Genomic DNA, 23,972 nt, shown 5'->3' on the forward strand with positions numbered 1-23,972 from the left:
ATCATAATTATGCCTATCAAACAAACCTCTACCCCACCAAAAACCGCTCAGTTTTTCAAAAGTGTATCCTATGAGACGTTGACTGCATCTTGGCTTCAAGCTGATGGCTGGGAAGTCTTTATGCCCCTTACCGATCATGGCAGCAAGACTGACCTACTCATTTCAGATGGGCTGCAGTTTTACCGAATTCAGGTCAAATCACTGCAAACCAATGATGAAAATGTGCTGGTGGACGCGCAGTGGCCCAAGGATAAAATTGACTATGTGCTTTACTTCTCCCGCCCTGGCAATTGGGGCTATATCACGCCGCCTTTTCAAGGGCGGGTAAAGCTCAACCGTAAAGGGCATGTGCGATTCCACCAGCACCCCAAAAACTTCAACTCAGCCTTTGCGAAGATTTGATTCCACTCCAGCCAAGCAGGCCTGATTGACATGATCAGGCTTGTTTGGATACACGTTTAGATACATGGATAAAATCTGAAATCCGAGGCATTCAATTTATTCAGTAAGTTGCACAGCCAAATCAGAAGAAGCTGGAGCTGGAAGGTCGATTGACAGCCGAGCCATATGGCAGGGGTCAAGGCTGTGATGACCTGTGCCGATAGAAGCAGTGACCTCTCCGCCGGATCTGAGTCTATATCATCAACAACGCCACTTGAGTCTGAGTTCTATCAGATATCTCCCTTCTGCCATCGGAATCTTTCCCTGTTGCTTGTCCTTAACCAACTTTGTTCCTGAGACCTAAGAGCTATAGCGTCCATTGCCCTCACTTATTAGCTTCATTTTTTGAAGCCATGTGCAGGTACAGTTCAGATCAAACTACCAGGAGGTCAGCCTATGGAACCTGTCTTTTTAACGTCACCTAACGAACCAAACTACTGCATAAACTCAGCCATATCGGCAGATTTAGCCATCGCTGTTCGTTGGGTCTTACAAATACAGCAACATTTCTACCGTTATCGTTGTGCCAAGGCTCTGGAATCTCTTGGTTTTAAAGAAGAGTTTATTGAATTGCTAATAGCTGACGAGTCGACTGTAAGTTATGACCAACTAATCAGTATTCTGGATGAGCATATCGCCGCACAGCCGCCGCTGCCGCTCGATAGTAATATTCAGCAATTTGGCAATCTAATTGGTTTAAAAGCACTTGAAGTTAAAATTTTCCGTTTTGTATTAATAACCAGAAGCTGGCGCTTGGTGTTCAGCGATGTCCGAGCTTCGAGATATTACACAACCAGAAATGACCTGTTTGAACTGGTTGCGCATTGTTTAAAAACGGATGCCGCAGATGTTGAAGTGGCACTGATGCCAACATCAACCTTAGCTTTATGTAATCTGGTCACAATGGAGCGTGGAAATGATTTGGCTGATAACTTCAGATCCCTTTGGGTATTTAACAAACTCTTTACCAAAGACTGCAACCCAAAAGAATTACTGCAAAAATTCAGTCATCCAGTTGATGCGCCACGGCTCAATGCCGACGATTTTTCACATCTTGCTGATGCGGTGAAACTAATGCAACGCTTGTTGTCATACGCTCTTAATCAGCACCAAACTGGGGCGAACTTTTTATTGTACGGTCCCCCAGGTACGGGTAAAACGGAGCTGGCAAAATGGCTTGGCTACCAAGTAAGCCAACACGTGATGGGGGTGAGCGCTTTTTCTGGTGTGGACGTGCACGGAGCAAAATCTCGGCTTAATGCCTTGCTGATGTGCCAGCGGTTATATGCTACCAGTGGCGGCAGAGTTCTGATATTTGATGAAGCTGATGATGTACTGCCAAGTAAAGTAGGCATAACCGTTGGCAATAATGATGCACTTAAAATGGCTATCAACCAACTACTGGAAACAAATGCAACGCCTTGTATTTGGATATGTAACAGTATTCGCCATTTTGATGCTGCTCAGCTTAGACGCTTTAGTCAGATCATTAACGTTGAAACTCCACCGCAAGAGATTAGGCAAAACATTGCACAGCGCTATCTGGCAGATACCGGTGTCAGTAGCCAATATATTTCTGAACTAGCCAGCGATGAGCAAATCACACCAGCACTGTTATCATGCCTCGCACAAAGTCATGCGGCACTGACTGACTCTGCACCATCAGAGAAAGAGCGCGATTTTGATTTGATATTGAACCCGCTGTTGAAAGCCCGTTTCGGCAGGAGCCGGCGAAATGCCAATCAGATTGAGATAAATCCAGCTTATTACAATACAACAGTATGTATGGCGGAGTTGGCCAAGCAATTAAACTGCATACCCGATCTACGTTTGTGCCTTTATGGCCCGCCGGGCACAGGTAAAAGCAGCTTTGCGACTTTCTTGGCACAGCAGGCAAAAAGGCCGTTAGTGCAAAAAAAGGCCAGCGATTTACTGGGAAGCTTTGTTGGGGAAACCGAAAAGGCCATTGCTAATGCGTTTGCCGAGGCCGAGCGTGGAGGCGCTATTTTACTATTGGATGAAGTGGATAGCTTTCTTTGTAAACGTGAGCAGGCGGAGCGAAACTGGCAGAAAACCATGACCAACGAGCTGCTGGCACAACTTGACCAGTATCGGGGGGCCTTAATATGTACCACCAACTTTATAGATGCACTGGATCCAGCAGCTTTGCGCCGCTTTGATATGAAAATTCAGTTGGATTATTTAACTGTCGCCCAGGCTGGCCAACTTTTTACGGAGCTGCAGCAAACATTCGGCTTGCCTGCAGGAATAACCCCATCCCAGCAACAGCTAGGCACACTCAAGCTCACGCCAGCAGATTTTGCTGTGCTCAAGCGCCAACTGAGCTTGCAGCCAAGCCATGAATGGAATGATGACGCCATCGTTAGAGCTTTAGTTGCAGAGACGCAATTCAGACAGCCACCAACTAAAGCGATTGGCTTCGTACAATAAACTATCTACAACAAGGATGTTGTTGTATAAAAAGCAAAATTATCTGTCGAAGGGATTTTTATGGAATCACTGGGTGAAGCCATTTACCGCAATTTGCCGACAAATGAGCAATATGCACTCAGCGTAGCATCGCTTAGCGAAAGGCTAAACCAGCATGAGGCATTGCAAAAATGTGATTGCGATAAGCATAAAGCGCAGAAGATAAGGCGGCAGCTTGCAAAATTAGAGGCCGATAAACCTGGTAAAATTCATGCCCAGCAATACGGTAAAGAGTGGCGGTTTTGGAAATCTTGTGAGCCTGAAACACAACTTAGTTACCTGTTGCAACAGTTAAGTGTGTTGCAGGATGTAATACAACAGCGTCTTCCTTCAGGCCTGCAGCGACAGCTGAACGATGTGATGCAGCAGTTGCCAGTGAACAAAGGTAACTGGCTGCGTAAGATTTACATCGCTCCCTCCAGCGTTTGGCAGCCACCAAAGCTGAATCCTGAAGTTGTTACTGTGGTGTATCAGGCGATAGAAGAGGACAGGACCTTTAGTTGTGACTACACCACTCTAAAAGGCATAACCCGCAGAGTTACACTGGTGCCCTGGGGATTAATGACCAAAGCAGAAAAAGTGTATGTGCTGGCTATTGAACGTGGCAGTAAAAAAACCGCACCGGTTACCTATGCCATGCTGAGCATTCGCAATGCCGAGCTCGGCGAGCATATTAGCTTACTTGAAGGCTTGCCTGTCGATGTGGATTTACGCACTTACTGTGAAACGCATCAGATTGGCTCCTTCGGTGCAGACTCTCCGGTAATTGATCTCGTTGTCAGGTTTTATGGTAATGCTGGCCGAAGGCTGGAAGAAACACCGCTCAGTGACAATATGCAGCTGCATGAGCTCAGTAACAATTGCCGCGAAATTCATGCAACGGTGCGTAACACTGTAGAGCTTAGAAAATTTCTGCGTGGCTTTGGTGAACAAGTAGAGGTTATCGCGCCGGATCTATTGCGTAGCGAAATGATACAAGAGCTACATGCCTGCCTTAATCGCTATCAGCAATAAATATTTAAACAACGAATAGATAGCTTCACTTTATGAAGCTACCTATTGCTAAAGTTGTCTCAAATAACTGCTTGTGGCCAGTCAACACCCACGAGGTATGTATGAACGAAGCAATTGCTGTATTTAAAAAGCTGGTAGTGCCACTGAAACAACTTGGCTTTCACTCTGGGCTGACGCTGTTCCCCATCGTTAAGGAGTTAACACAATTCACACCATTAACAGAAGAAGCCAAATTGCTATTAAGCGCAATACTGGCATCGGATCTTCAAGTTGAAGAAGACTTCGATGACCCTGAGCATCTCAAAAATTAAAGTAAAAGCAAAGTATCTAAAGCTGTTGCAGCGGGAATTAAAACAATTTAATAACGCTTACCGTAGTTGGAATTTAATATCAAGGATTAACTATATGGCACTTTACACTGAAATTTTAAAAGAGATCCAAGATCGCACTATACCAGCACAATTCAAGTCAGCAGATTTAAGAAAAAAACCAACAACTGATGGTATGTATCAAGTGGGTGAAAAAACCTACAAACGCAGTACGCTCGACACCATGCTTGCAAACTTGGCAATTGACGCAAATGGAAAGCCAGCAGGTAAGCACGTTCAGAATGGACAAAAAGAGCAATTCATTCGAGTAGCACCTGGTGTGTATAGCGTAATATGCTCACCGGAGCAGTTGCATGCCCCAGCTGTTGATGATGAGATCCCTTACCAAGACAACGAAGAGTCTGAGCCAATCCATTTTGAATTTGCACCAATCATTGGAGCAAAAAGTATTGCCGGGTTTATTGCTGATTATCTACAGCAGTCGCCATTTCAGTACTTTTTCAAGAAGCAAAATAAAAAGCATCCAGTCAAGCCCGCAAATGGATTAAAACAGCGGTTAAATGCCTATTTTTGGCCAGACTTATCAGTAAGCTGGGAAAGCACGCAGCAAGAACTTCATCAGTATGTTGCTGAGTTCAAGACGATAGAGCAGAACAAAGAACATCCGAATAGCGCCGATAAGCTACTGGAATTATTCAGCAAAATTTGCAAGTGGGGTGGTGTAAAGCTACCTGACATTGCAGCAATAGACTTGAAGCAACAGGTATTTTCAGTTCTGCATGCATTGGATAGTGGTAATATTCCAAGCAGTAATTTCAGAATAAATAGCGCTTATACCAAGCTGTATGCTATCGCGCGACCTGACACTTTTATTATCTTTGATTCCCGTGTGGCAGCTGCACTAACCAGTATTATTGATAGCGCATATCAGACATTTGTGAGCTCACCAGATTGGTCAAAATACAAAGGTTTGGGGTTTGTAAATGGTCGAGGTGGAAGTAGACCAAGGCCACTGCACAACGTATGGCCAAATGGTTACCAGAAATGGTCAGCTCAAATAGCCGCTAATCAATTGTGCCAGGATATTGTATCTCACATTAATAAAAACCCGCTGAGTTATGGGTTTGATACAACAATTACCCTGCGCGAGCTTGAGGCAATATTGTTTATGGAAGGGTACTAATCCTATATCACTAATAAGTTAATTTATTGGAGGATTACAGTATGTCAAAAATCAACAGAAATAGTACAAGTGAAGAGTTGTTAAAGGTCATTTTTTACCTGTCTGACACAGTACTATATTGGTATATGGCGCTGCTTTGCTCAGCTGGTGTATTTATGATTGTCTTGTTGTTAGTGTTCAGTCGTATTGTACCAGAAACCACGTTGTTGATTGCCCCGCCATGCACATTTGGGCTTTTTGTACTGGGATGGATCAGCGAACGTGCATATAAGCGTGAGGCCACAGAAAAAAAAGAAGCGCGCAAGTAAATTAAACTTTGGCAGTGCATTCAGAACACTGAGAGCTACCGGTTGTTACCAACCTGTAGCTCGATGCCATTTTGTTGAAGCAATGCTTGGTTGTCATGAACCAACCGACTTTGGACACGTGATACCGCTGAACGTGTCCTCAACTCGGACCTCGATGTTTGAAGGAATCTGCTTAAAGGTGACCACGACCTATTTGGCTGTCATATTGTCATTGATGATATCCTTCGCCAAGGCAGCATTAAGTTTTTTCCGCCCAACAGCTAATTTCGCTAAAGATCATTACCTGGCGCCTTGAAGGTGCATTTTTGAACAGTTTTCAATTTAGATACACAGGTAGATACACAGGCAAAATCTGAACAGCTATTTATGCATTACTATCAGCGCAATATGAACCCAGTTCAGATGACGCCCCACCAAACCTAGATAAAAAGGGCCATCCACACGGATGGCCCTTTTTCTTTGTGCTTTTCGGTGAAACAGGCCACATACCTTTGATATCAAAATAAAAAAGACAGGGCTCAGCCCTGTCTTTTTAACGCCATAACACATTCAAAGCTGCCAGAATGACTTACTTCAGAAAGGCTTACTTGTAGAAAGCTTCCACAGTGCCTTTGATGGTCATCAGCAGCGGTTGGCCACGGCGGTCCAGGGCTTTGCGGGATGCAACCTTAATCCAACCTTCACTGATGCAATATTCTTCAACATCAAAACGCTCTTTGCCGTTGATCTTGATTCCGATATCGTGCTCAAACACGGCGGCCACATTGTGTGGGCTGCGGGGGTTGATGGAAAGGCGGTCCGGTAATGCAGGCTGTGATTTAGTGTCGTTCATGCTCGTTATCTGCTCATCAATTGCAAAATAAAAATCGTGCGCCATTGTAGGCAATCCCAGTCGGGGGCTCAATAGCGGTAGCAAAAGAGACGGCGCACATTCGAGAGAGCTAAAATTGTAGCTTTGGGGCATTGTCACGAATGGCGGTATGATACAAGTGAATCCCAAATTCCAGTGACAAATTCACGGAGGAGTTATGGCCCAAAAACATTTGACCGTGTATTACGACGGAGCCTGCCCTACCTGTGTGCGGGACAGGGCTAATTATGAAAAACTGGCCGGTAAACAAGGTGCCGAGGTGGAGTGGTTCGATATAACAGGAAAGGATGACGCCCTGTGTCAGTTGGGAATCGATCCCAAGAAGGCGCTGCGGGAACTGCATGTGCGCGATGAGCAGCAACAGCTGCACGTGGAAATGGATGCCTACATATTGCTAATGCAGCGGGTGTGGTTGCTTAAACCCCTGGCCTGGTTTATCGGCCTGCCCTTTATTCGTCCCTGGCTGTCACGCCTGTATCACAAGATGGTGAGTGAGCGCCTGGAGCGTACGGGTCGCGGCTGAAGACTCGGCATTGCATGGGTTGAAAAACCAGTTATCGGCCACATGACACTACTCAATCCATGCAGCCCTATCCACAGTACCCAATCCACACTGCCCTGCGCGGCTTTCCCAAGGCGGCGTGACTTAACAAGCCGAGTTTTACCACTTGTTTAGCCAATCCTTTCCGCTGCTAAAGCTACTTGCGCCCCATGGCGCGCTTTTTGGCGCGCTGGCGCTGGGCGGCGCGGCTGAGACTGCGGCCTTCCGGGGACGGAGCGTTGAGATCCGGTTCGAACCCCGGCAGCCATTGCTGGGGTAGACGCCTGTCGAGCATGGCCTCCAGCTCCTCCAGCAGGCGCAGATCCTCAGGCGCCAGCAAGGTGATAGCCAGACCATTGGCCCCTGCCCGGCCGGTGCGACCAATACGGTGTACATAGTCTTCGCGTTTGAACGGCAGCTCCAGATTGATGACACAGGGCAAGGCTTCCACATCCAGCCCCCGCGCTGCCACGTCGGTGGCCACCAGCACCCGGCATTGGCCCTGGCGAAAATCGCTGTAGTTGCGCTCACGCTGGCTTTGGGAAAGATCCGCATGCAGGGCCACGGCGGCAATGTCCTGCCGGGCAAGGCTGTCCACCAGGGCATCGGCCCCCTGTTTGGTGCGACTGAAGATCAGCACCTGTGACCAGGGGTTGGTCTTCAGCAGATGGGCCACTATCTCGTGCCGCCTTGGGGCATCTATGTTGAACACCCGCTCCTCAATACGGGCGGCGGTGTCCTCGCAGTGGGCCAATTCTATGTGTTCGGGCTCAGTCAGCAGATTCTTTGCCAGGCGCCAGATACCGTCGTTAAAGGTGGCGGAGAACAGCGCGGTGCAGCGCTCGGCGGGCAGCTTTTTCATCAGGGCGCGGATCTCATCCTCAAAGCCCATGTCGAGCATGCGATCGGCCTCGTCAAACACCAGAAACTGCACCTTGTCGAGCCTCAGGGTGCGTTTTTTAAGATGATCGAGCAGGCGTCCCGGGGTCGCCACCAACAAATCCACGCCATCTTTGAGTTGCTTGAGCTGGCCTTCCAATGGCACGCCGCCATAGACCAGGGCCAACTTGAGGCCGCTGCCGCGACCATAGTCTCGCAGGCTGTCATACACCTGCTGCGCCAGCTCCCGGGTCGGAGTCAACACCAGGGCCCTGGGGGCCGGCAGGTTCAATGCCATGGCGGGCTCATTCAGCAGTTGGCTAAGCAGCGGCAGACCAAAGGCCGCGGTTTTGCCGGTGCCGGTTTGGGCCTTGACCAGGAGATCCTTGCCCGCCAACAGGGCCGGGATGGCCCGCGCCTGCACGGGCGTGGGCTCGGAGAATCCGAGACGCTGCAGATTGGCCAGCAGGGATTCAGGCAGGGCAAAGGAGTGAAAGGACATGGCAGGATCCGCTGTTAATACATCAGGGGGCGGATCCTAGCAAAATCAGCGGTCTTTTCCAGCATTGGTAACCGGCTTTTGCCCGGCAGCGACCGGGGGAGGAAGCAAAAACGCCCCCAGATCTTCCGCTGCCGCAGGCTTGGCAAACAGATAGCCCTGGGCCTGCTGACAGCCAAGCGCGCTGAGGAACCTGGCCTGGGCCTCGGTTTCCACCCCTTCGGCAATGACCTGCAACCGCAGCGCCTGCCCCATGGCAATGATGGCCCCGGCGATAGCACCGTTGTCGCTGTCATCCGGCAGATCCCGCACAAAGGACTGATCGATTTTCAGAATGTGAATTGGAAGTTTTTTCAAATAGTTGAGCGATGAATAGCCGGTACCGAAGTCATCCACCGCCAGCATAATACCAAGATCGCCCAACCGTTTGAGGGTGTCTATCACCTGCTCGGGTTCCTGCATCATCATGCTTTCGGTGATTTCCAGCTCCAGGCATGCGGCGGGGAAGCCGGTATCACGGAGCACCTGCTGCACTTCCTCAACAAAACCCGGGCGATGCAGTTGGGGCCCGGCGACGTTGACGCCAATCCGGCCTATCTCATAACCGGCATCAAGCCAGCGCCGCCCCTGCATACAGGCCTGGCGCAGCACCCAGAGGCCTATTTCATGAATAAGCCCGGCGGATTCGGCAATGGGAATGAAGACCGCAGGTGAGACAAAGCCCAGCAAGGGATCGTGCCAGCGGATCAGCGCTTCGAAGCCCATGGCCTTGCGACTGCTCAAATCCACCTTGGGCTGATACACCAGATGGAAGGCATTGGATGCCAGGGCACCATAGAGGGCGCTTTGCATCCTGAGCTGAACCACGGAGGCCTTGGTCAGCTGCTCGGTATAGAAGGCGTGGCTGTTGCGCCCTTCCTGCTTGGCGCGGTACATGGCGGCATCGGCATTGCGCAGCAGGGTATCGGGATCGCCACCGTCATTGGGGAAGGTGGCTATGCCCATGCTGGCGGTGAGCCTGAGCTCATCACCGGTACTGACCCTGAAAGGCTGCTCGAAGGCGCGTTTGAGGCGACTGACCGCCAGCGAGGCATCCTCGTTATTGTCTATGTTGCACAGCAAGACGAATTCATCGCCGCCGATGCGGGCCAACATGTCTTCGGAGCTGACGCTGTCATCCAGGCGTTTTGACAGCTCCAGCAGCACTTCATCCCCGATGAGGTGGCCGAAGCTGTCGTTGATGTGTTTGAACAAATCGACGTCGATGAGCACCAGCGCCAATTGCTGACCATGGTGCAACGCCGTGCGCAGTTGCTGCTCCATCACTGTGGCCAGCTTTATACGGTTGGGCAGGCGGGTCAGCGGATCGTGATAGGCCATGTGGGCCAGTTCGGCCTCGCTCTGCTTCTGGCGCGAAATGTCGGAAAACACCGCCACAAAGTACTGCACTTCCTCGTTGTCGCCGTACACGGCGCTGATGCGGATCTGCTGTGGAAACAGATTACCGTCCTTGCGCCGGTTCCAGATCTCGCCGTGCCATTGACCTTCTGTAAGCAGCGATTGCCACATTTTGGCAAAGAAAGCCTTTTCATGGCGACCCGAGCTGAGCATACGCGGATTCTTGCCTATGACCTCTTCGCGACTGTAGCCGGTGATATCAAAGAAGGCGCCGTTGATTTCGCTGATCTTGCCATGGCGGTCGGTGATCATCACCCCTTCCACCGAGTTCTCGAATACCCGCCGCGCCAACAGTAACTGTTCCTCGGCGGCCTTGTAGCGGGCGATATCGCGAGTAATACCGATAATGCCAAGCAGGCGGCCGTCCCTGTCCAGCATGGGGGCCTTGGTGGTTTCGAGCCAGATACGGCCCTTGTGCAGATCCCTATCGACGCACTCGGCCACCACTATGGGTACGCCACGGCGAATGGCTTCGGCATCGGTGCTGACAAAACTGTCGGCATTATCGGGATTGAGCTCATCGTCGCTTTTGCCGACAATCTCGCCCAGCGGCTTGCCCCAGGAAAGAGAGGCGCTGATATTGCAGATGCGATAAACGCCGCTGGTGTCTTTAATCCAGATGTGTTCGTGGAAAGAATCGATATAATTTTGCAGCAACTCCATGGCATCGGGGCCGGCGTCACTGAGGCTGTGGTGCATGGGAGTCAAACCACTGCGGCCAATCAACTGCCCCAGGCTGTCACAGGCCATCAGCAACAGACCATCAGCAAGCTCGTCACTGCATTTGCCGCCCGGCCCCAAGCCAATACAGGCCACCACCAGACGGGGGTTGTCACCCTGGCCACAGTCAACCGCAATATCGTGCCACAGGCCTATTCCTGACTCACTGCCACACAGCACCAGACCTTCGCAGTCCCGCAGGCAGACATCCCGGCCCGTTGCCCGTTCCAGTATGTCCAATTGCCGGCGACATAAGTCCAGCATCTCCGGGTGCCAAACCACACGTTGATGAGTCAATGCTAATTCCTTTGAGATCAGAATACTTTCAGTATCCGGTAGCCTGCGATCATTCGCCACATCATGTATAGGACGCCAGTGTAACCCTGGCAGGACAATTCGCCAAACAAGTGGCAGCCTCGAGAGGTCAATCGGGCCAGCAGCGGATAAAATTGCAGCAGTCGGCAAGGGAGTGTTTGCGTTGCGCCTCCAGCCATCTTATTGTCAGTAAAAGCATTATTCAACAAGGAACGGCCATGGCCATCACGACTCTCACGGGCGAGCAACTGTACCGCTGCGCCAATCTGGACGCGCTGGGCACTGATTTCAGCTCAACTGCCCAGCTGCCACCGCTGGACGACATTATTGGTCAGGAAAGAGCCCAGAGTGCGGTGGAGTTTGCCATGTCCATCCGTGAGAAGGGCTACAACATTTATGCCATAGGCCAGAACGGTCTGGGCAAGCGCACCATGATGCTGCGCTACCTCAAGCGCCACGAGTTCGAGGAGCACAGCCTGCACGACTGGTGCTATGTGGTCAATTTTGATGACACCCGCAGCCCAAAAGTGTTGAAGCTGCCGGCGGGCACAGCCAACACCTTCAGGAAGGAAATGGAAAAACTGATGCTGCGCCTGGTCAAGGCGTTGCCGTTGGCTTTCGACAATGAGATGTATTATTCCCGCGCCGACAAGCTCAAAACAGAGTTGGCCAAGCAGCAGCAGGCGGCCCTGACCGAGCTGACCGAGGAAGCCAAGGCGGAGAACATCAGCCTGTCACTAACGGTACAGGGGGATTACCAACTCATTGCCATGAACGGCGAGGAGCCCCACACCGACGAGAGCTACGATGCCCTGGATGAGGCCGAGCGCAACCGTTTCGAGAGCGCCATCAAGCAGCTGGAGAAACGCCTGCGTGGCATCATACGCCAGCTGACCGAATGGGAAGAGGAGTTTTCCAACAAGCAGCAGGAACACGATGAGCAGGTGGCCAAAGAAGTGCTGACCCACTTTTTCAAGCCGCTCAAGGACAAGTACCGCAGCCAGCCCGAGGTGCGCGGCTTCCTGACCGCCATGCAAAAGGACATATTGGACAACCTGGACATCTTCCTGGAGGAGAGCGAGGAGCAACTGGCGCTGGCCTACGCCTCGCTGGATAAAAAGATGCCCCGCCGTTATCAGGTCAATGTGCTGGTCAACCAGGACGAGCACAAGTTTCCCGTGGTGGTGGAAGAAAGCCCCAACTACCACACCCTGTTCGGCTATGTGGAAAGCGCCACCTTCAAGGGCACGGTATTTACCGACTTTACCCTGATCCGCCCCGGCAGCCTGCACAAGGCCAACGGCGGCGTGCTGCTGATGGACGCCATCAAGGTACTGGAACGTCCCTACGTTTGGGATGGCCTGAAAAAAGCACTGCGTTCACGGCAGCTGGACCTGAGCTCCCTGGAGCGGGAAGTGTCCCTGTCCGGCGCCATCTCCCTGGCCCCCGAGCCCATAGCTCTGGATGTGAAGATCATCCTGTTCGGCGACTACCAAACCTACCAGCTGCTGCAGCATTACGATCCCGACTTCAGCGAGCTGTTCCGGGTGACCGCCGACTTTGAGGACGTGATGCCGCGCAGCCCCGAATCCGAGTCCATGTATGCCCGATTTATCTCCAGCATAGTGCACGACAATCAGATGCTGCACTGCACCCCCGGCGCCATGTCGCGGGTGATAGAGTACAGCTCCCGCCAGGCGGAAGATCAGACCAAACTGTCGCTGCATTCGGCCAATATTGCCAACCTGCTCAGGGAGAGCAATTACTGCGCCCGCAGCGCCGGTGCCGAGCTGATGGCGCGGGAGCACATAGAGCAGGCCCTGGCCAACCAGGAGCTGAGGGTATGCCGCCTTAAAGATCAAATCATGCAGCAGTTTAAAAACGGCACCACACTGCTCGACACCACAGGACAGGTGGTGGGCCAGATCAATGCCTTGTCTGTGATAGCCACCTCGGATCACGAGTTTGGGGTGCCCAACCGGGTCACGGCCGCCACCGCCTATGGCAAGGGAGAAATCCTCGATATCGAATACAAGGTCAAGCTCGGTGGCCGCATCCACACCAAGGGGGTGTGGATCCTGACGGCCTACCTGTCGTCGGTGCTCGGCAAAACCGCCCACATACCGCTGACCACCTACCTGACCTTCGAGCAGTCCTACAGCGGTGTCGACGGTGACAGCGCCTCCATGGCCGAATGCTGCGCCATTATCTCCGCCATCAGCGGCGCCCCGCTGCGCCAGGACCTGGCCATCACGGGCTCGATGAACCAGTTCGGCGAGGCCCAGCCCATCGGCGGGGTCAACGAGAAAATCGAGGGTTTCTTTGATGTCTGTGTCATCAAGGGCAGACACAAGGGCCAGGGGGTGATCATCCCCGCCGCCAACCGGGCCAACCTGATGCTGAGGCAAGACATAGTGGCCGCAGTCAATGCCGGTGAATTCCACATCTATGCCATAGATCATGTCACCGAGGCCATGTCACTGCTGACCGGCATGGAAACCGGCAATGTGGAAGAGAGCGGCAGCGACACCCTGTTCGGGCTGGCACGGCTCAGGCTGAGCGGCCTCAAGCCACTGGAATCCTGACAAGTCCTCCCTAGACAAAAAGCCGGGCCCCTGCCCGGCTTTGTTATTATTTTTAGAGCGGCCTGTTATCGGGGCCACCAGGCTTTTTGCCCGCCCGGCGGTTTTTGCTCTGTGGCATTTGCTCTGTCGCTTTTGTTATAGTGCCTGCACTCAAGTCTTTGAAGAAACACATCATGACCAGCCATCCACGCCTGCTTCTGGACAACCAGCTCTGTTTTGCCCTCTATTCCACCTCGCTGGCCATGACCTCACTCTACAAGCCGCTGCTGGAACCCCTGGGTCTGACCTATACCCAATATCTCATCATGCTGATCCTCTGGGAGCAGGATGGTATGGGCCTCAAAGACATAGCCGAGCGGCTGGGGCAACAATCGGGAGCCTTGACCCCAGTCATCAAGCGGCTTGAGAACCAGGGCCTGGTGCAAAGGCGCCGCAGCGACGAGGACGAGCGTTCCCTGGCGATCACCCTCACAGACGCAGGTAAGGCTATGGAGCAACAGGCCCTTGAGGTCAATCAATGCATCATCAGCCGCTGCGGCATGGACATCCCCGAATTGCAGGCGCTCAAGCAGTTGCTGGACAATTTGCGCCGTAAGTTGGGCAGCTAGCCTAATCCCAAGCCGGAGGGCCATTGCCCAAAAGCTCAACACCGCCATGTGATCCTGCTCACAAAACACCATCTCACCAAGCTGTCATTGATTATTATGCTTGCGTGCATTTAGTTATCGCGATAACTTTAATAGCAAGACGCCTGAGCGGCTTTTTATTTCACCATATAGTTATTGCAATAACTATTACCGAGATAACTACTATCGAAATAGCATCGGCTCACGGGCGCAAACTTACCCCATATAAAGAGGAATACTTATGAACGCACTGTACAACACCAGCGCCACCTCCATAGGTGGTCGCGAAGGAAAATCCGCTTCCGACGATGGTCGCCTGAGTGTCAGCCTCAGCACACCCAAGGCCCTGGGTGGCAATGACGGTCCGGGCACCAATCCGGAGCAGCTGTTCGCCGCCGGTTATTCGGCCTGCTTTATCGGTGCACTGAAGTTTGTCGCCGGTCAGGACAAGCTGCGCCTGCCAAACGAACCCGAGGTCACGGCCAAGGTTGGTATAGGTGCCAACCCCAAGGGCGTGGGTTTTGCCATAGCTGTGGAGCTGGGCGTTAAGCTTGCGGGTCTGGAGCAAGCCCTGGCCCAGGCTCTGATTGAAAAGGCGCACCAGGTGTGCCCCTACTCCAACGCCACCCGCGGCAACGTGGATGTGACCCTGAGCCTTATCTGATCCCAAACAAGAAAAATGCCGCCTCAGGGCGGCTTTTTTATGCCTGCTCGCGGCAGCCTTCGCAGCAACTTATCCCTTCCCAAGCCGGCCATAAGACTCTGGAATACAAACCGGGAATACAAGCAGGGCATAAAAGCGGGACATAAAAAAGCCCCGCTTGGGAACGGGGCAAGGGACCTGGAGTGGATGGTAGGCATCCGCGGGCGCCAGGCACGCCCGTGTCATTGCATATCAGTACAGATTGGCCAACATCTCGTCCGAGTAGGCCACCAGCTCACTGCCCGCCTTCACCTTGGCCACATAGTCGTGGTTGGCGATAAAGGGACGACCTATGGCAATCAGGTTGAAGCGACCTTCACTGATGGCCAGGCTGGCGCTGTGGGCTGTGTAGCTGCCGACACCCACCAGGGTCTTGCCATACTTGCCGCGCATATAGTCGGACACCCGGCCACCCAGGTAATCGAACTCCATGGCATCGTCGAAGATCCCGGCATGCAGGTACGCCAGTTGACGGCCTTCAAGTTCAGCCAGCAGATAGTCAAATACTTCCCTGTCACGGGCATCGCCGGTCATATTGAAATAGGCGCCGGGCGACAGGCGCAGCGCGGTGCGCTCATGGCCGATACGGGCAATAACCGCATCCACCACTTCCAGAGCGAAACGGCTCATGTTTTCCGGGCTGCCGCCATATTCATCCTCACGGCGGTTACTGTCGTGGTGCAGGAACTGGTCAATCAGGTAGCCGTTGGCGCCGTGGATTTCCACGCCGTCAAAACCGGCTTCGATGGCATTCTCTGCCGCCTTGGCATAATCGGACACCAGCTCGGCAATTTCGGTGACAGTCACTGCCTTGGGAATCTGGTATACCAGCTCACGCATTCTCGGCACTGTGCCTTCCACGGCAATGGCTGACGGCGCAATGGGGGCTTCACCACCCCAGAAGAAGGGGTGAGCTACCCGGCCCGTATGCCACAGCTGCATAAATATCTTGCCGCCCTTGGCATGTACCGCATCTGTAACCTTACGCCAGCCGTCAATTTGCGCCTGGGTAAAAATCCCCGGAGTATTGGGGTAGCCCTGACCGTCGGGACGGATAATGGTGGCTTCGCTGATAATCAAACCGGCATCGGCACGGCGGGCATAGTAGTCGGCCATGGCCTGGGTGGGCACCAGATCGGCATCGGCCATACAACGGGTCAGGGGCGCCATCAGAATATGGTTGTCCAGTACCAGGGAGTCATTGAGCCTGTAGGGCTGAAAAAGTTGGGCTGTCATAAAGGGGTCACTCCTTTCTTGAATGTGCGCTCAAGATAACCATTCTTGAACGATCATTCAAGATGTTTTTTGAACGAACATTCAATATCGGTTAGAATGGCGCTGAGTTCACAGAGGATAAGAGCAGATGCGTACCGCGGAATACGATCGGGAACAGGTGCTGAGACAGGCCATGAAAGCCTTTATGGCCAAGGGCTTTGCCAAGACCAGTATGCAGGACCTCACCCGTGCCACCGGCCTGCACCCGGGATCCATTTATTGCGCCTTCGATAACAAGCGCGGCCTGTTGCTGGCGGCGCTGGAGCAATATCAGCTGGACAGGGGCAGACAATTTGAGCAATTTTTTTCGCCGTCGGTGCCGGCGCTGACCGGTCTTCGGGCCTACCTGGACAATCTGGTGCAGGAATGCAGCAGCTGTGAAAGCGACAAGGCCTGCCTGTTAACCAAAACCTTCAATGAAGTGGACGAAGAGGATGCCGAAATCCGCAGTTTGTTGTGCGACAGCCTGCGCCGCTGGCAACAGGGTCTTGAGCAACAGTTTGCCCGCGCCATTGCCGAAGGTGAGTTGGCGCCGGACAGGGATCCTGCCCTGTTGGCCCAATACCTGGTGATGGGGATCTATGGTCTGCGTACCTATGCCCAGGCCCACCCCCAAGGGGATACCCTGGCACAACTGACCGAACGCCTGTACCAGGATCTGTGTCGCTGAGGTCTATCTCAGTAAAACAAAACGCCCGCAGTTGCGGGCGTTTTGCTATCAAATCTTGCTGTCGCTTACACCAGATCCAGACTCTTCTGGGCATAAACCCGCTCACCCAGGGAGTTGAGAATTTTGCACTCACCCTCAAGCACGGCAATGATGGATTTACCGTCCCGGAAGGATTGGGGGATCATCACCCTGCCCGAGCTGCTGACCACCAGATCGGTCAGCACAGCATTGTGCATGATAAGCCCGGCCGGGGCATCGTAGTAAAGCACAGTGACCGTGGCACCAGTGTCTTCTTCCCGCAAGTCGTTTGCCAGGTTGGCAAGCTCTTGTTCTTTATTATGTCCGCCTTGCATAGCTAATGTCCTGGGTATGCCGGCTGTGCGTGCCGGTACGCTGTATGCCGTTCACTAAAGTGAAGTAAATGTTAACAACACCTTTCCATAACACTATAAATTGCTTCAGAAAGCAACAGCTCAGAACCCGCCAGGAACACAATTTTTCTTAATTTATCCGTGCTTTGTGAGCAGTGTTGCCTCTGTGGGTGCACAGCGGCAAGGAAAGCTGTTAAAATCGCGGCACTTTTTTCACAGGCTTAATCCGAGACGAACAAGATGGGCAGAGCGTATCAGAACCGTAAAGAATCCATGGCGAAAACCGCCACACAGAAGACCAGGATCTATGGCCGTTATGGCAAGGAAATCTATGTGTGTGCCAAGGGTGGCGGGGTCGATCCCGACGGCAACCTGGCACTGCGCCGTTTGATTGAACGCGCCAAGAAAGATCAGGTGCCTGCCCACGTCATTGAGCGCGCCCTGGACAAGGCCAAGGGTGGCGGCGGTGAAGACTATGATACCGCCCGTTACGAGGGCTTCGGCCCCGGCAACTGCATGGTGATAGTTGACTGTCTGACCGACAACGGCAAGCGTACCTTTACCGAAGTGCGTCAGGCCTTTGTGAAGAACGATGCCAAGCTCGGTGGTCCCGGTACCGTGGGCCACATGTTCGATCACCAGGCAGTGTTCGTGTTCAAGGGTGAGGACGACGAAGCCATACTGGAAATCCTGATGATGGCCGATGTGGATGTGTCCGATGTGGAAGTGGAAGATGGCATGATCAGCGTCTTTGCTCCCAACACCGAATTCTACAAGGTGAAAACCGCCCTGACCGAAGCCATGCCGGACATCCAATTCGTGGTGGAAGAAATCACCTTCGTGCCCCAGACCATGACCGAAATCAGCGGTGAAGACGTAGTGGCCTTCGACAAGTTCATTGCCGCCCTGGAAGATTGTGACGATGTGCAAAACGTGTATCACAATGCCCAGATAGTCGAGTAATGAAAGTGAAATAACGCTTTGATTGACTGATAAAAAACGCAGCCATAGCTGCGTTTTTTATTGTCTGGGCGCCAAGCCTGGCGCTACTGCCCCAGTTGCTTCACCATATAGTACTTCTCACCGCTGAAGGGATACTGCTGCTGCACCCACACGGTCCGATAACCGTGGCGCTGGTAAAAATCCCGCGCCTGAAACTCCAGGGTATCGAGCAGCACACTGTGACACCCCCTTGCCCTGGCAAGCTCTTCCGCTCGGCTTAACAAGCGGCTGCCGAGGCCCTTGCCCCGCCCTGCCTCACTGACCCACAGATACTCTATATGGCACCAGTTGCCGAACGTGCGACCACTGATCCCGCCAAGCAAGCTGCCATCGGCGTCAAGTAATTTAAGTCCCAGGGGTTTGCGGGCACTGGCATCCCAATGCTGGGCATTAAAGGCCGCGATACGGGCCTTCATCTCATCGGCAAAGGTCGATGATTCATCTTCCAGAATATCCAGGGTCATGATGAACGACTCAGTTTGGGCTTAAACAGGGACGGCAGGCGAATCCCTGTGGTCAGGGCCGTGCCCAGCAGGATAATGGCGGTACCAGAAAGGGTATGCCAGCCTATGTGCTCATCCAGCAGCAGTGCGCCCCAGAAAATACCGAATACCGGAATAAGAAAAGTCACAGTCAGGGCCGACATGGCGCCCAGGGTATTCACCAGGCGGAAATACAACAAATAGGCGATGCCGCTGCACAGCACGCCAAGGGCCAGAACCGCCAGCAGCGCACCGCTCGATGGCAGGGCAACCGGCGCCGGCACCAGCCACAGGCTCGGCAGCAGTATGGCGGTGGCCGCCCACATACTGCCATGGGCGTTACCGAAGGCATCGGTCTGCTTGGCTTGTTTGCTGTAAATGGAGGCGATGGCATAGCAAACGGCGGCCGCCAATCCGGCCAGCAGCGCCAGCAGCCCGTCCGTCGACAGGGCCAGGCTTTCAACGCCTGCCAAGAGCACCACACCGGCAAAGCCGGTCACCAGTCCAAGCAAGGCCCTGCCCGTCGGCCAGTGTTTAAGATAAAAGGCCGAGATCAGTGCACCCCACAGCGGCGCGGTGGCATTGAGAATCGATAGCAGCGACGCCGGCAACTCGGTGGCAGCATAGCCGTAGAGCAGAAAAGGCAGCGCCGAATTGAACATGCCCAGCATCAGGTAGTGGCCCTTGTAACGGCCAAAATGCAGCGACTTTTTCAGCGTCAGCGCGGTCAGCGCCAAAAACAGCGCCGCCATGCCCACCCGGCCGAACATCAGCCAGGCGGGACCCAGCTCGGGCACAGCTATACGCATAAACAGGAAAGAGGCCCCCCAAATGGCGGACAGCAGAATAAGTTGCAACAGGGACGAGAGCTTCATGGGCAAGGTCACAGGGCTAATGGATGGCCAAGTGTAGGGCCGCGGGAGTTGGGCTGTAAAGCGACTTCCGGAACTCGAATGTAAACACAAATGAATGACGTCCGGCCCCGGGCGGCAAACGGGCTGGGCCGGATGCCTGGCTTGTCGTATACTGGGCGCAGCTTGAACCCCAAAAGGAACAGAGATATCAATATGGGTGATTTTTCAAAGATTAACAGCAGCAGCACAGAGTCATTCAACAAGCAAAAACAGCTTATCAAGCAATTGCTTTCCGGCAAAAGCATCAAGTGTGATGTCTGCGGCAAACCACTGCATGCCCTGTTGCCAGCCAATCCAAAAAAAGATCCCATAGGCCATATCCGCTGCGACAAGGGTTGCACAGATATTGAACTGGAAATGGATTAATTTCCAGGCTCAATCGCGCGGCAAGGATCCCTACTCTTGCTTCTGCAGGACGGGCTCCAGGCGGCTTGAAGCCGCCTGCCAGTGAAACCACAGCAGCGCCTTCTCGGCCGGTTCGTCGGCCATGGCCTGCTGCTCACCGTGACGCAGCAATTCAACGCCCAATCTGTCATCCTGCTGGCTCAACTGTTGCACCTTAATCCTGTCGCCGAGAAAAGCGCTGGCCAGGTGCTCCACAGTTCCCGCGCTATTGTCCCGGAACAATCCCAGGTACCAGAACAGCCCCGTGCCCTGATAATTGACGGCAAAGGTGGCCAGCCGCAGCCCCCGGGCTTCGCCCTCCAGGACCAGGGTCTGGCTGCAGTCCAGTATTGCCCGGCCCCGCACCTCGTCTTGGGTAAAATCCCCTTGCAGAAAATTGCGTCCATCCCAGGTTGTGCGCTCAGACAGTGTCAACAGCAATTCGGACTCGGGTAATTGCAAGCTCAGCTCCGCAGCATGTTCGCCACAGGCCAGCGCTGTTGGTTGTAAGACTTGCTCCCCGTTCGATTCAGGTTCCGGCTCGCCATGCTGACAGGCCGTGAGGATCAGGGATAAAAGAGCAACAAGCGCTGCATTAGACATAAGATTATTTCCTGAAGGCTCGGTTCAATACCAGTGAGGATGAGTGTCAATAAACTCCCGGATTGCATCCTCAAACACCCCGGCGGCAAAGGCCGTTTCCACCTTGTCCCTGAGTGTCTGCTCGCTGAGCCCCAAGCCGTGAAAACGACTGAATCCGAACTGAATTATCCTGTCCTCACCTATCCGCAAAGGGTTCACCTGCAATAGGCGGTCAAAGTCCTCAAATTGCGACCTTAATCCCCCAAGATTGACCTCAGGCACTATCACCAACTGGATCCGCTCCGCCAGCAACATACGGATTGCGGTATTCAAGCTTCCCACCTGTTCCTTTTGCAGTGCGGGATCCTTGTCGAATCGGGAGAAATACAAGGTGTTACGGCTGACGGCTATGGGCTTGCCATAGAGATCTTCATAGCGAAGCAAAGGCTGCAGGCCCTTGTGACTGACAAATACATAGCGACTGTCATGGCGAAACGGCAGCAACAGGTATTGGCGGGCACGCTCTTCACTGGGGATGATCCCGGGAACCACATCAACTTCCCCCCTGTCGAGCATCAGCAGACAACGGGCGAAGTTGGGACCTTCCACCAGCACCAGATCCAATGACAACAGCTGCGACAGGGCCTCCAAGGCGGCGATATTCTCCCCCTCGGCTTTGGGGTGCAGACGCTGCTGGGGTGGATATTCATCAACACAGGCCCTGAGCCTGGGTGTGGCCCCGGCCTGCAAGGACAGGCAGCACAAGCCAAACAACAGCAGGATCGCGTGCTTTCTCCCCATGGGCATTCTCCTAAGGCAATAATCTGAGTATGGTTGGCGGCCATCCCTGCCTCAAGTGAGCCTCCAGCGCCAATTCTGCTCATAAACAGCCTTGGCCGCAGCGTCATTGCTGCTTATTAAGAGCCTGCTGCGGCTCCTTCAGCGGCAGCGCCACTCCTTGGTCAGCAAACAGCGGCCATGCTGGTACACAGTGCCGCTGTAAAGCGCACCGGCCTTAAGGGCGCCAACGCCAGCCGGGGTGCCGGTCATCAGCACATCGTTGTCCTGCAGCGCCATAAAGCCTTCCAGGGCAGCTATCACTGTGGCGGGTTGATGGATCATCAGCTCCAGGCTGCCCTGTTGCAACAGCTCGCCGTCGCAGCGGAACTCAAAGCTCAGGCCGGTCGCGTCGTCGATGGCGACAAAATCGCTCAGCAGTGCAGCACCATCAAAGGCCTTGGCACGCTCCCAGGGCAAGCCCTTTTGCTTGAGTCTGGATTGCAGATCGCGCTTGGTGAGATCCAGCCCCAGGGCCACGGCCACTATCCTGCCGGTGCGAATTAAAAAGCTCAGCTCGGCCTCGTAATGCAGCGCCTCACCGGCAAAGGCCCTGAGTTCATTGGTCAGGGCACTGGCGGGTTTATTGAACAGCACTATGTCGTCCGGCATCTCATTGCCCAACTCCTCAATGTGGGCCACATAGTTGCGGCCGACACAGACCAGCTTGCCGGGAATGATGCTCTGGCTGCCAAAATGAATTGCGGTCATTAACTGTCCTTTAAAATACAAACGTAAAATCAGGCGAATTCCATCAGGAATTCATCCAGTTGCTCATTGAGGATTTCGATTTCATCGCCCTGGAACTGGGCGATATGGAACATGCCTTCCCCTTCGTTGGTCACGGGGATATTGCTGATGCCGATGATGATACCATCGGAGGGCGCCCGAACTGGCAGGGCCTCTGTTCCATGGGGACTGACTATGTGGGCGATAATATTGCCCTTGTTGACCCGCTGCCCAAGACGGATTTTCTTGTTCACCAGGCCATCGGCATCGCTGCGCAGCCAATAACTGTGGATGGCGCTGACCGCCGTGGTACGGCGTATGGGGCCCTTTTGCATTTCCAGCATCCGCATCACGTTAAGCACCCCGCGAACGCCGGTGCGAATCGCCAGCTCGCTGAAGCGCAGGGCTTCGCCGGCCTCGTACAATATGCAGGGAATCCCCTTTTGATTGGCGTACCCGCGCAGGGACACCCCCTTGGCGCGGCTGTCCATGATCAGCGGCGCGCCGAAGGCTCCGGCCATGGCCATCATCACGGGATCCGAAGTGTCACAGCGGATCTGCGGTAAGTTGTCCCTGTGAATGGCCCCTGTGTGCAGGTCAATGATATGGCTGGCGCGGGACAGGAGTTCAGTAGCCACCAGATTGGCAAGACGGCTCGCCAGGGCGCCTTTTTCCGAGCCGGGAAAACAGCGGTTAAGATCGCGCCGGTCCGGCAGGTAGCGTGATTTCTGAATAAAACCGAATACATTGACTATCGGCACCAGGAGCACTGTGCCATGCAGGGCCTTGGGATTGATGCGGCCCATCAGGCGGCGACAGATTTCGATGCCGTTGAGTTCATCGCCGTGAATGGCGGCGCACACCAGCAGGGTTGGGCCTGGCTTGCTGCCGTGATAGACCTCCACCATCAAATCCAGTTGGGTGTCGTTGTACAGCCTGGCGGCCGGCAGCCTCAGGGTGCGGGCGGTCCCCGCAGCCACGGCCTCACCGGCGAATTCAAATGCTTCCCGTCGTTTTGCCATAGCAGCATCCAGTGTTTTCAATGGCTTATTTATAACAGTTAAGCTTGCCCGCCACCAGTCGAGTCTGAATTCACTAAAAAGAAGGGCACAAAAAAGCCGCCCGGAGGCGGCTTGAATTCCATGATACGCGGATCAGGACTTCTTCACGTAGCAGCTGAGAATCACGATACGGGTGCCGTTGACGCGGCCCTCGATATGCTCAGGGTTGCTGGTGAGACCAATGTTACGCACCGCTGTGCCGCGTTTGGCCACAAAGCTGGTGCCCTTGACGTTGAGGTCTTTGATGATAACCACTGTATCACCGGCGGCCAGTTGGGTGCCGTTGGAGTCCAGGGTCGGTGCCGCATCGGCATCCAGGGCGGCTTCGGCCGCTGCCGCATCCACCCAGGCCTGGGTATCTTCGTCCAGGTACAGCATGTCCAGCAGGTCCTGGGCCCAGGTCTCGCTGGCCAGTTCCTTGAGCATACGGGCTGCCATCACCTGCACCGCAGGCACCTGGCTCCACATGCTGTCGTTGAGGCAACGCCAGTGGTTCACATCCAGGGTGTCGGTATCGGCGATTTGGCCGCTACAGGTGGCACACAGGGCGATTTCATTGTCGCGTCTGTCACCGCTGGCTGGGACCGCAAACAGCGACAATTCACCTTCGCTGCCACATAATTCACATTTGCCGCCGGCGCGGCTGATTGCATCTGTCATCTTGATCTTTCACTTAAAACGAACGTAAATGCGGATTGTAACA

25 protein-coding genes are annotated in these 23,972 nt (G+C 53.7%); 13 read left to right on the plus strand and 12 right to left on the minus strand.

Features of this window, described 5'->3' with window-relative positions; translation table 11 throughout:
- The first annotated feature begins 9 nt into the window (after window positions 1-9).
- The 6 genes from JYB84_RS12270 to JYB84_RS12295 all read left to right on the plus strand — a co-directional run bounded on the left by JYB84_RS12270 (window position 10) and on the right by JYB84_RS12295 (window position 5,765).
- A complete protein-coding gene (locus JYB84_RS12270) occupies window positions 10-402 on the plus strand; it encodes a PDDEXK-like family protein (protein ID WP_207320353.1) in 393 nt (130 codons plus the stop codon).
- Between the two features lie 435 nt (window positions 403-837).
- A complete protein-coding gene (locus tag JYB84_RS12275; RefSeq protein WP_207320354.1) occupies window positions 838-2,892 on the plus strand; it encodes an AAA family ATPase in 2,055 nt (684 codons plus the stop codon).
- Window positions 2,893-2,952: 60 nt separating this feature from the next.
- Window positions 2,953-3,945, plus strand: coding sequence for a helix-turn-helix transcriptional regulator (locus tag JYB84_RS12280; protein WP_207320355.1), 993 nt, complete (start codon window positions 2,953-2,955; stop codon window positions 3,943-3,945).
- 101 nt (window positions 3,946-4,046) lie between these two features.
- Window positions 4,047-4,256 (plus strand): hypothetical protein, encoded by a 210-nt coding sequence (locus tag JYB84_RS12285; RefSeq protein ID WP_207320356.1) that lies wholly within the window; start codon window positions 4,047-4,049, stop codon window positions 4,254-4,256.
- The gene (locus JYB84_RS12290) at window positions 4,231-5,457 is read left to right on the plus strand and encodes a hypothetical protein (RefSeq protein ID WP_207320357.1); all 1,227 of its coding nucleotides are present in this window, start codon (window positions 4,231-4,233) and stop codon (window positions 5,455-5,457) included. Before JYB84_RS12285 ends, JYB84_RS12290 begins: the two co-directional genes overlap by 26 nt.
- Window positions 5,458-5,498: 41 nt before the next feature.
- A complete protein-coding gene (locus JYB84_RS12295) occupies window positions 5,499-5,765 on the plus strand; it encodes a hypothetical protein (protein WP_207320358.1) in 267 nt (88 codons plus the stop codon).
- A gap of 583 nt (window positions 5,766-6,348) precedes the next feature.
- Here JYB84_RS12295 and JYB84_RS12300 read toward each other — a convergent pair.
- A complete protein-coding gene (locus JYB84_RS12300) occupies window positions 6,349-6,597 on the minus strand; it encodes a DUF3297 family protein (protein WP_207323213.1) in 249 nt (82 codons plus the stop codon).
- A gap of 196 nt (window positions 6,598-6,793) precedes the next feature.
- Between JYB84_RS12300 and JYB84_RS12305 the strand changes: the two genes are divergently transcribed.
- Window positions 6,794-7,159: a thiol-disulfide oxidoreductase DCC family protein gene (locus tag JYB84_RS12305; RefSeq protein ID WP_207320359.1), complete on the plus strand. Its 366-nt coding sequence runs from the start codon at window positions 6,794-6,796 to the stop codon at window positions 7,157-7,159.
- A 175-nt stretch (window positions 7,160-7,334) separates the two neighbouring features.
- Here JYB84_RS12305 and JYB84_RS12310 read toward each other — a convergent pair whose 3' ends face one another.
- Both JYB84_RS12310 and JYB84_RS12315 read right to left on the minus strand, forming a co-directional pair.
- Entirely contained in the window at window positions 7,335-8,558 is a 1,224-nt protein-coding gene (locus JYB84_RS12310; RefSeq protein ID WP_207320360.1) for a DEAD/DEAH box helicase, read from the minus strand.
- Window positions 8,559-8,603: 45 nt separating this feature from the next.
- Entirely contained in the window at window positions 8,604-11,030 is a 2,427-nt protein-coding gene (locus tag JYB84_RS12315; RefSeq protein WP_228290766.1) for a putative bifunctional diguanylate cyclase/phosphodiesterase, read from the minus strand.
- A 236-nt stretch (window positions 11,031-11,266) separates the two neighbouring features.
- Here JYB84_RS12315 and JYB84_RS12320 point away from each other — a divergent pair, with 236 nt between their 5' ends.
- The 3 genes from JYB84_RS12320 (at window position 11,267) to JYB84_RS12330 (ending at window position 14,923) form a co-directional block, all read left to right on the plus strand.
- Window positions 11,267-13,633: a Lon protease family protein gene (locus JYB84_RS12320; RefSeq protein WP_207320361.1), complete on the plus strand. Its 2,367-nt coding sequence runs from the start codon at window positions 11,267-11,269 to the stop codon at window positions 13,631-13,633.
- A gap of 173 nt (window positions 13,634-13,806) precedes the next feature.
- On the plus strand, window positions 13,807-14,241 hold the full coding sequence (locus JYB84_RS12325) for a MarR family winged helix-turn-helix transcriptional regulator (RefSeq protein WP_207320362.1): 435 nt from the start codon (window positions 13,807-13,809) through the stop codon (window positions 14,239-14,241).
- 259 nt (window positions 14,242-14,500) lie between these two features.
- Window positions 14,501-14,923 carry an organic hydroperoxide resistance protein gene (locus JYB84_RS12330; protein WP_207320363.1) on the plus strand — a complete coding sequence of 141 codons (423 nt, stop codon included), beginning with the start codon at window positions 14,501-14,503 and terminating at the stop codon, window positions 14,921-14,923.
- A gap of 231 nt (window positions 14,924-15,154) precedes the next feature.
- Here the strand turns inward: JYB84_RS12330 and JYB84_RS12335 are convergent, their stop codons facing one another.
- On the minus strand, window positions 15,155-16,198 hold the full coding sequence (locus JYB84_RS12335) for an alkene reductase (protein WP_207320364.1): 1,044 nt from the start codon (window positions 16,196-16,198) through the stop codon (window positions 15,155-15,157).
- A 127-nt stretch (window positions 16,199-16,325) separates the two neighbouring features.
- Between JYB84_RS12335 and JYB84_RS12340 the strand changes: the two genes are divergently transcribed.
- On the plus strand, window positions 16,326-16,907 hold the full coding sequence (locus JYB84_RS12340; protein ID WP_207320365.1) for a TetR/AcrR family transcriptional regulator: 582 nt from the start codon (window positions 16,326-16,328) through the stop codon (window positions 16,905-16,907).
- Between the two features lie 65 nt (window positions 16,908-16,972).
- On the opposite strand, the gene JYB84_RS12345 is transcribed toward JYB84_RS12340, so the two are convergent.
- Window positions 16,973-17,260 carry a TIGR02922 family protein gene (locus JYB84_RS12345; RefSeq protein ID WP_207320366.1) on the minus strand — a complete coding sequence of 96 codons (288 nt, stop codon included), beginning with the start codon at window positions 17,258-17,260 and terminating at the stop codon, window positions 16,973-16,975.
- A 258-nt stretch (window positions 17,261-17,518) separates the two neighbouring features.
- On the opposite strand from JYB84_RS12345, the gene JYB84_RS12350 reads away from it, so the two are divergent.
- On the plus strand, window positions 17,519-18,241 hold the full coding sequence (locus JYB84_RS12350) for a YebC/PmpR family DNA-binding transcriptional regulator (protein ID WP_207320367.1): 723 nt from the start codon (window positions 17,519-17,521) through the stop codon (window positions 18,239-18,241).
- Between the two features lie 83 nt (window positions 18,242-18,324).
- On the opposite strand, the gene JYB84_RS12355 is transcribed toward JYB84_RS12350, so the two are convergent.
- Together JYB84_RS12355 and JYB84_RS12360 are read right to left on the minus strand one after the other, a co-directional pair.
- Complete coding sequence (locus tag JYB84_RS12355) at window positions 18,325-18,744, minus strand: GNAT family N-acetyltransferase (protein ID WP_207320368.1); 420 nt, start codon at window positions 18,742-18,744, stop codon at window positions 18,325-18,327.
- Window positions 18,741-19,637, minus strand: a complete 897-nt coding sequence (locus JYB84_RS12360; RefSeq protein ID WP_207320369.1) for a DMT family transporter — start codon at window positions 19,635-19,637, stop codon at window positions 18,741-18,743. The genes JYB84_RS12355 and JYB84_RS12360 overlap by 4 nt, the downstream gene beginning before the upstream one ends.
- Before the next feature lie 192 nt (window positions 19,638-19,829).
- Here JYB84_RS12360 and JYB84_RS12365 point away from each other — a divergent pair, with 192 nt between their 5' ends.
- Window positions 19,830-20,042 (plus strand): hypothetical protein, encoded by a 213-nt coding sequence (locus JYB84_RS12365; RefSeq protein WP_207320370.1) that lies wholly within the window; start codon window positions 19,830-19,832, stop codon window positions 20,040-20,042.
- Between the two features lie 30 nt (window positions 20,043-20,072).
- Here the strand turns inward: JYB84_RS12365 and JYB84_RS12370 are convergent, their stop codons facing one another.
- The 5 genes from JYB84_RS12370 to JYB84_RS12390 form a co-directional block, all read right to left on the minus strand.
- Window positions 20,073-20,663 carry a hypothetical protein gene (locus tag JYB84_RS12370; RefSeq protein ID WP_207320371.1) on the minus strand — a complete coding sequence of 197 codons (591 nt, stop codon included), beginning with the start codon at window positions 20,661-20,663 and terminating at the stop codon, window positions 20,073-20,075.
- Between the two features lie 24 nt (window positions 20,664-20,687).
- The gene (locus JYB84_RS12375; RefSeq protein WP_207320372.1) at window positions 20,688-21,443 is read right to left on the minus strand and encodes a substrate-binding periplasmic protein; all 756 of its coding nucleotides are present in this window, start codon (window positions 21,441-21,443) and stop codon (window positions 20,688-20,690) included.
- Window positions 21,444-21,581: 138 nt separating this feature from the next.
- On the minus strand, window positions 21,582-22,190 hold the full coding sequence (locus JYB84_RS12380; RefSeq protein ID WP_207320373.1) for a fumarylacetoacetate hydrolase family protein: 609 nt from the start codon (window positions 22,188-22,190) through the stop codon (window positions 21,582-21,584).
- Window positions 22,191-22,219: 29 nt separating this feature from the next.
- Complete coding sequence (locus JYB84_RS12385; RefSeq protein WP_207320374.1) at window positions 22,220-23,230, minus strand: succinylglutamate desuccinylase/aspartoacylase family protein; 1,011 nt, start codon at window positions 23,228-23,230, stop codon at window positions 22,220-22,222.
- A gap of 132 nt (window positions 23,231-23,362) precedes the next feature.
- Window positions 23,363-23,929, minus strand: coding sequence for a PhnA domain-containing protein (locus tag JYB84_RS12390; protein WP_407695859.1), 567 nt, complete (start codon window positions 23,927-23,929; stop codon window positions 23,363-23,365).
- Window positions 23,930-23,972: the final 43 nt, after the last annotated feature.

Origin of the sequence: Shewanella cyperi, from assembly GCF_017354985.1 — a bacterium.
Taxonomy (GTDB): domain Bacteria; phylum Pseudomonadota; class Gammaproteobacteria; order Enterobacterales; family Shewanellaceae; genus Shewanella; species Shewanella cyperi.

What these genes read in the sequence shown, in the direction of transcription:
- JYB84_RS12380 (WP_207320373.1), bottom strand. Translation starts at nt 22,190, where the DNA reads ATGACCGCAATTCATTTTGGCAGCCAGAGCATCATTCCCGGCAAGCTG.
- JYB84_RS12335 (WP_207320364.1), bottom strand. Translation starts at nt 16,198, where the DNA reads ATGACAGCCCAACTTTTTCAGCCCTACAGGCTCAATGACTCCCTGGTA.
- JYB84_RS12355 (WP_207320368.1), bottom strand. Translation starts at nt 18,744, where the DNA reads ATGACCCTGGATATTCTGGAAGATGAATCATCGACCTTTGCCGATGAG.
- JYB84_RS12370 (WP_207320371.1), bottom strand. Translation starts at nt 20,663, where the DNA reads ATGTCTAATGCAGCGCTTGTTGCTCTTTTATCCCTGATCCTCACGGCC.
- JYB84_RS12285 (WP_207320356.1), top strand. Translation starts at nt 4,047, where the DNA reads ATGAACGAAGCAATTGCTGTATTTAAAAAGCTGGTAGTGCCACTGAAA.
- JYB84_RS12325 (WP_207320362.1), top strand. Translation starts at nt 13,807, where the DNA reads ATGACCAGCCATCCACGCCTGCTTCTGGACAACCAGCTCTGTTTTGCC.
- JYB84_RS12295 (WP_207320358.1), top strand. Translation starts at nt 5,499, where the DNA reads ATGTCAAAAATCAACAGAAATAGTACAAGTGAAGAGTTGTTAAAGGTC.
- JYB84_RS12305 (WP_207320359.1), top strand. Translation starts at nt 6,794, where the DNA reads ATGGCCCAAAAACATTTGACCGTGTATTACGACGGAGCCTGCCCTACC.
- JYB84_RS12345 (WP_207320366.1), bottom strand. Translation starts at nt 17,260, where the DNA reads ATGCAAGGCGGACATAATAAAGAACAAGAGCTTGCCAACCTGGCAAAC.
- JYB84_RS12360 (WP_207320369.1), bottom strand. Translation starts at nt 19,637, where the DNA reads ATGAAGCTCTCGTCCCTGTTGCAACTTATTCTGCTGTCCGCCATTTGG.
- JYB84_RS12365 (WP_207320370.1), top strand. Translation starts at nt 19,830, where the DNA reads ATGGGTGATTTTTCAAAGATTAACAGCAGCAGCACAGAGTCATTCAAC.
- JYB84_RS12275 (WP_207320354.1), top strand. Translation starts at nt 838, where the DNA reads ATGGAACCTGTCTTTTTAACGTCACCTAACGAACCAAACTACTGCATA.
- JYB84_RS12340 (WP_207320365.1), top strand. Translation starts at nt 16,326, where the DNA reads ATGCGTACCGCGGAATACGATCGGGAACAGGTGCTGAGACAGGCCATG.
- JYB84_RS12290 (WP_207320357.1), top strand. Translation starts at nt 4,231, where the DNA reads ATGACCCTGAGCATCTCAAAAATTAAAGTAAAAGCAAAGTATCTAAAG.
- JYB84_RS12300 (WP_207323213.1), bottom strand. Translation starts at nt 6,597, where the DNA reads ATGAACGACACTAAATCACAGCCTGCATTACCGGACCGCCTTTCCATC.
- JYB84_RS12270 (WP_207320353.1), top strand. Translation starts at nt 10, where the DNA reads ATGCCTATCAAACAAACCTCTACCCCACCAAAAACCGCTCAGTTTTTC.
- JYB84_RS12280 (WP_207320355.1), top strand. Translation starts at nt 2,953, where the DNA reads ATGGAATCACTGGGTGAAGCCATTTACCGCAATTTGCCGACAAATGAG.
- JYB84_RS12375 (WP_207320372.1), bottom strand. Translation starts at nt 21,443, where the DNA reads ATGGGGAGAAAGCACGCGATCCTGCTGTTGTTTGGCTTGTGCTGCCTG.
- JYB84_RS12385 (WP_207320374.1), bottom strand. Translation starts at nt 23,230, where the DNA reads ATGGCAAAACGACGGGAAGCATTTGAATTCGCCGGTGAGGCCGTGGCT.
- JYB84_RS12320 (WP_207320361.1), top strand. Translation starts at nt 11,267, where the DNA reads ATGGCCATCACGACTCTCACGGGCGAGCAACTGTACCGCTGCGCCAAT.
- JYB84_RS12310 (WP_207320360.1), bottom strand. Translation starts at nt 8,558, where the DNA reads ATGTCCTTTCACTCCTTTGCCCTGCCTGAATCCCTGCTGGCCAATCTG.
- JYB84_RS12350 (WP_207320367.1), top strand. Translation starts at nt 17,519, where the DNA reads ATGGGCAGAGCGTATCAGAACCGTAAAGAATCCATGGCGAAAACCGCC.
- JYB84_RS12330 (WP_207320363.1), top strand. Translation starts at nt 14,501, where the DNA reads ATGAACGCACTGTACAACACCAGCGCCACCTCCATAGGTGGTCGCGAA.
- JYB84_RS12390 (WP_407695859.1), bottom strand. Translation starts at nt 23,929, where the DNA reads ATGACAGATGCAATCAGCCGCGCCGGCGGCAAATGTGAATTATGTGGC.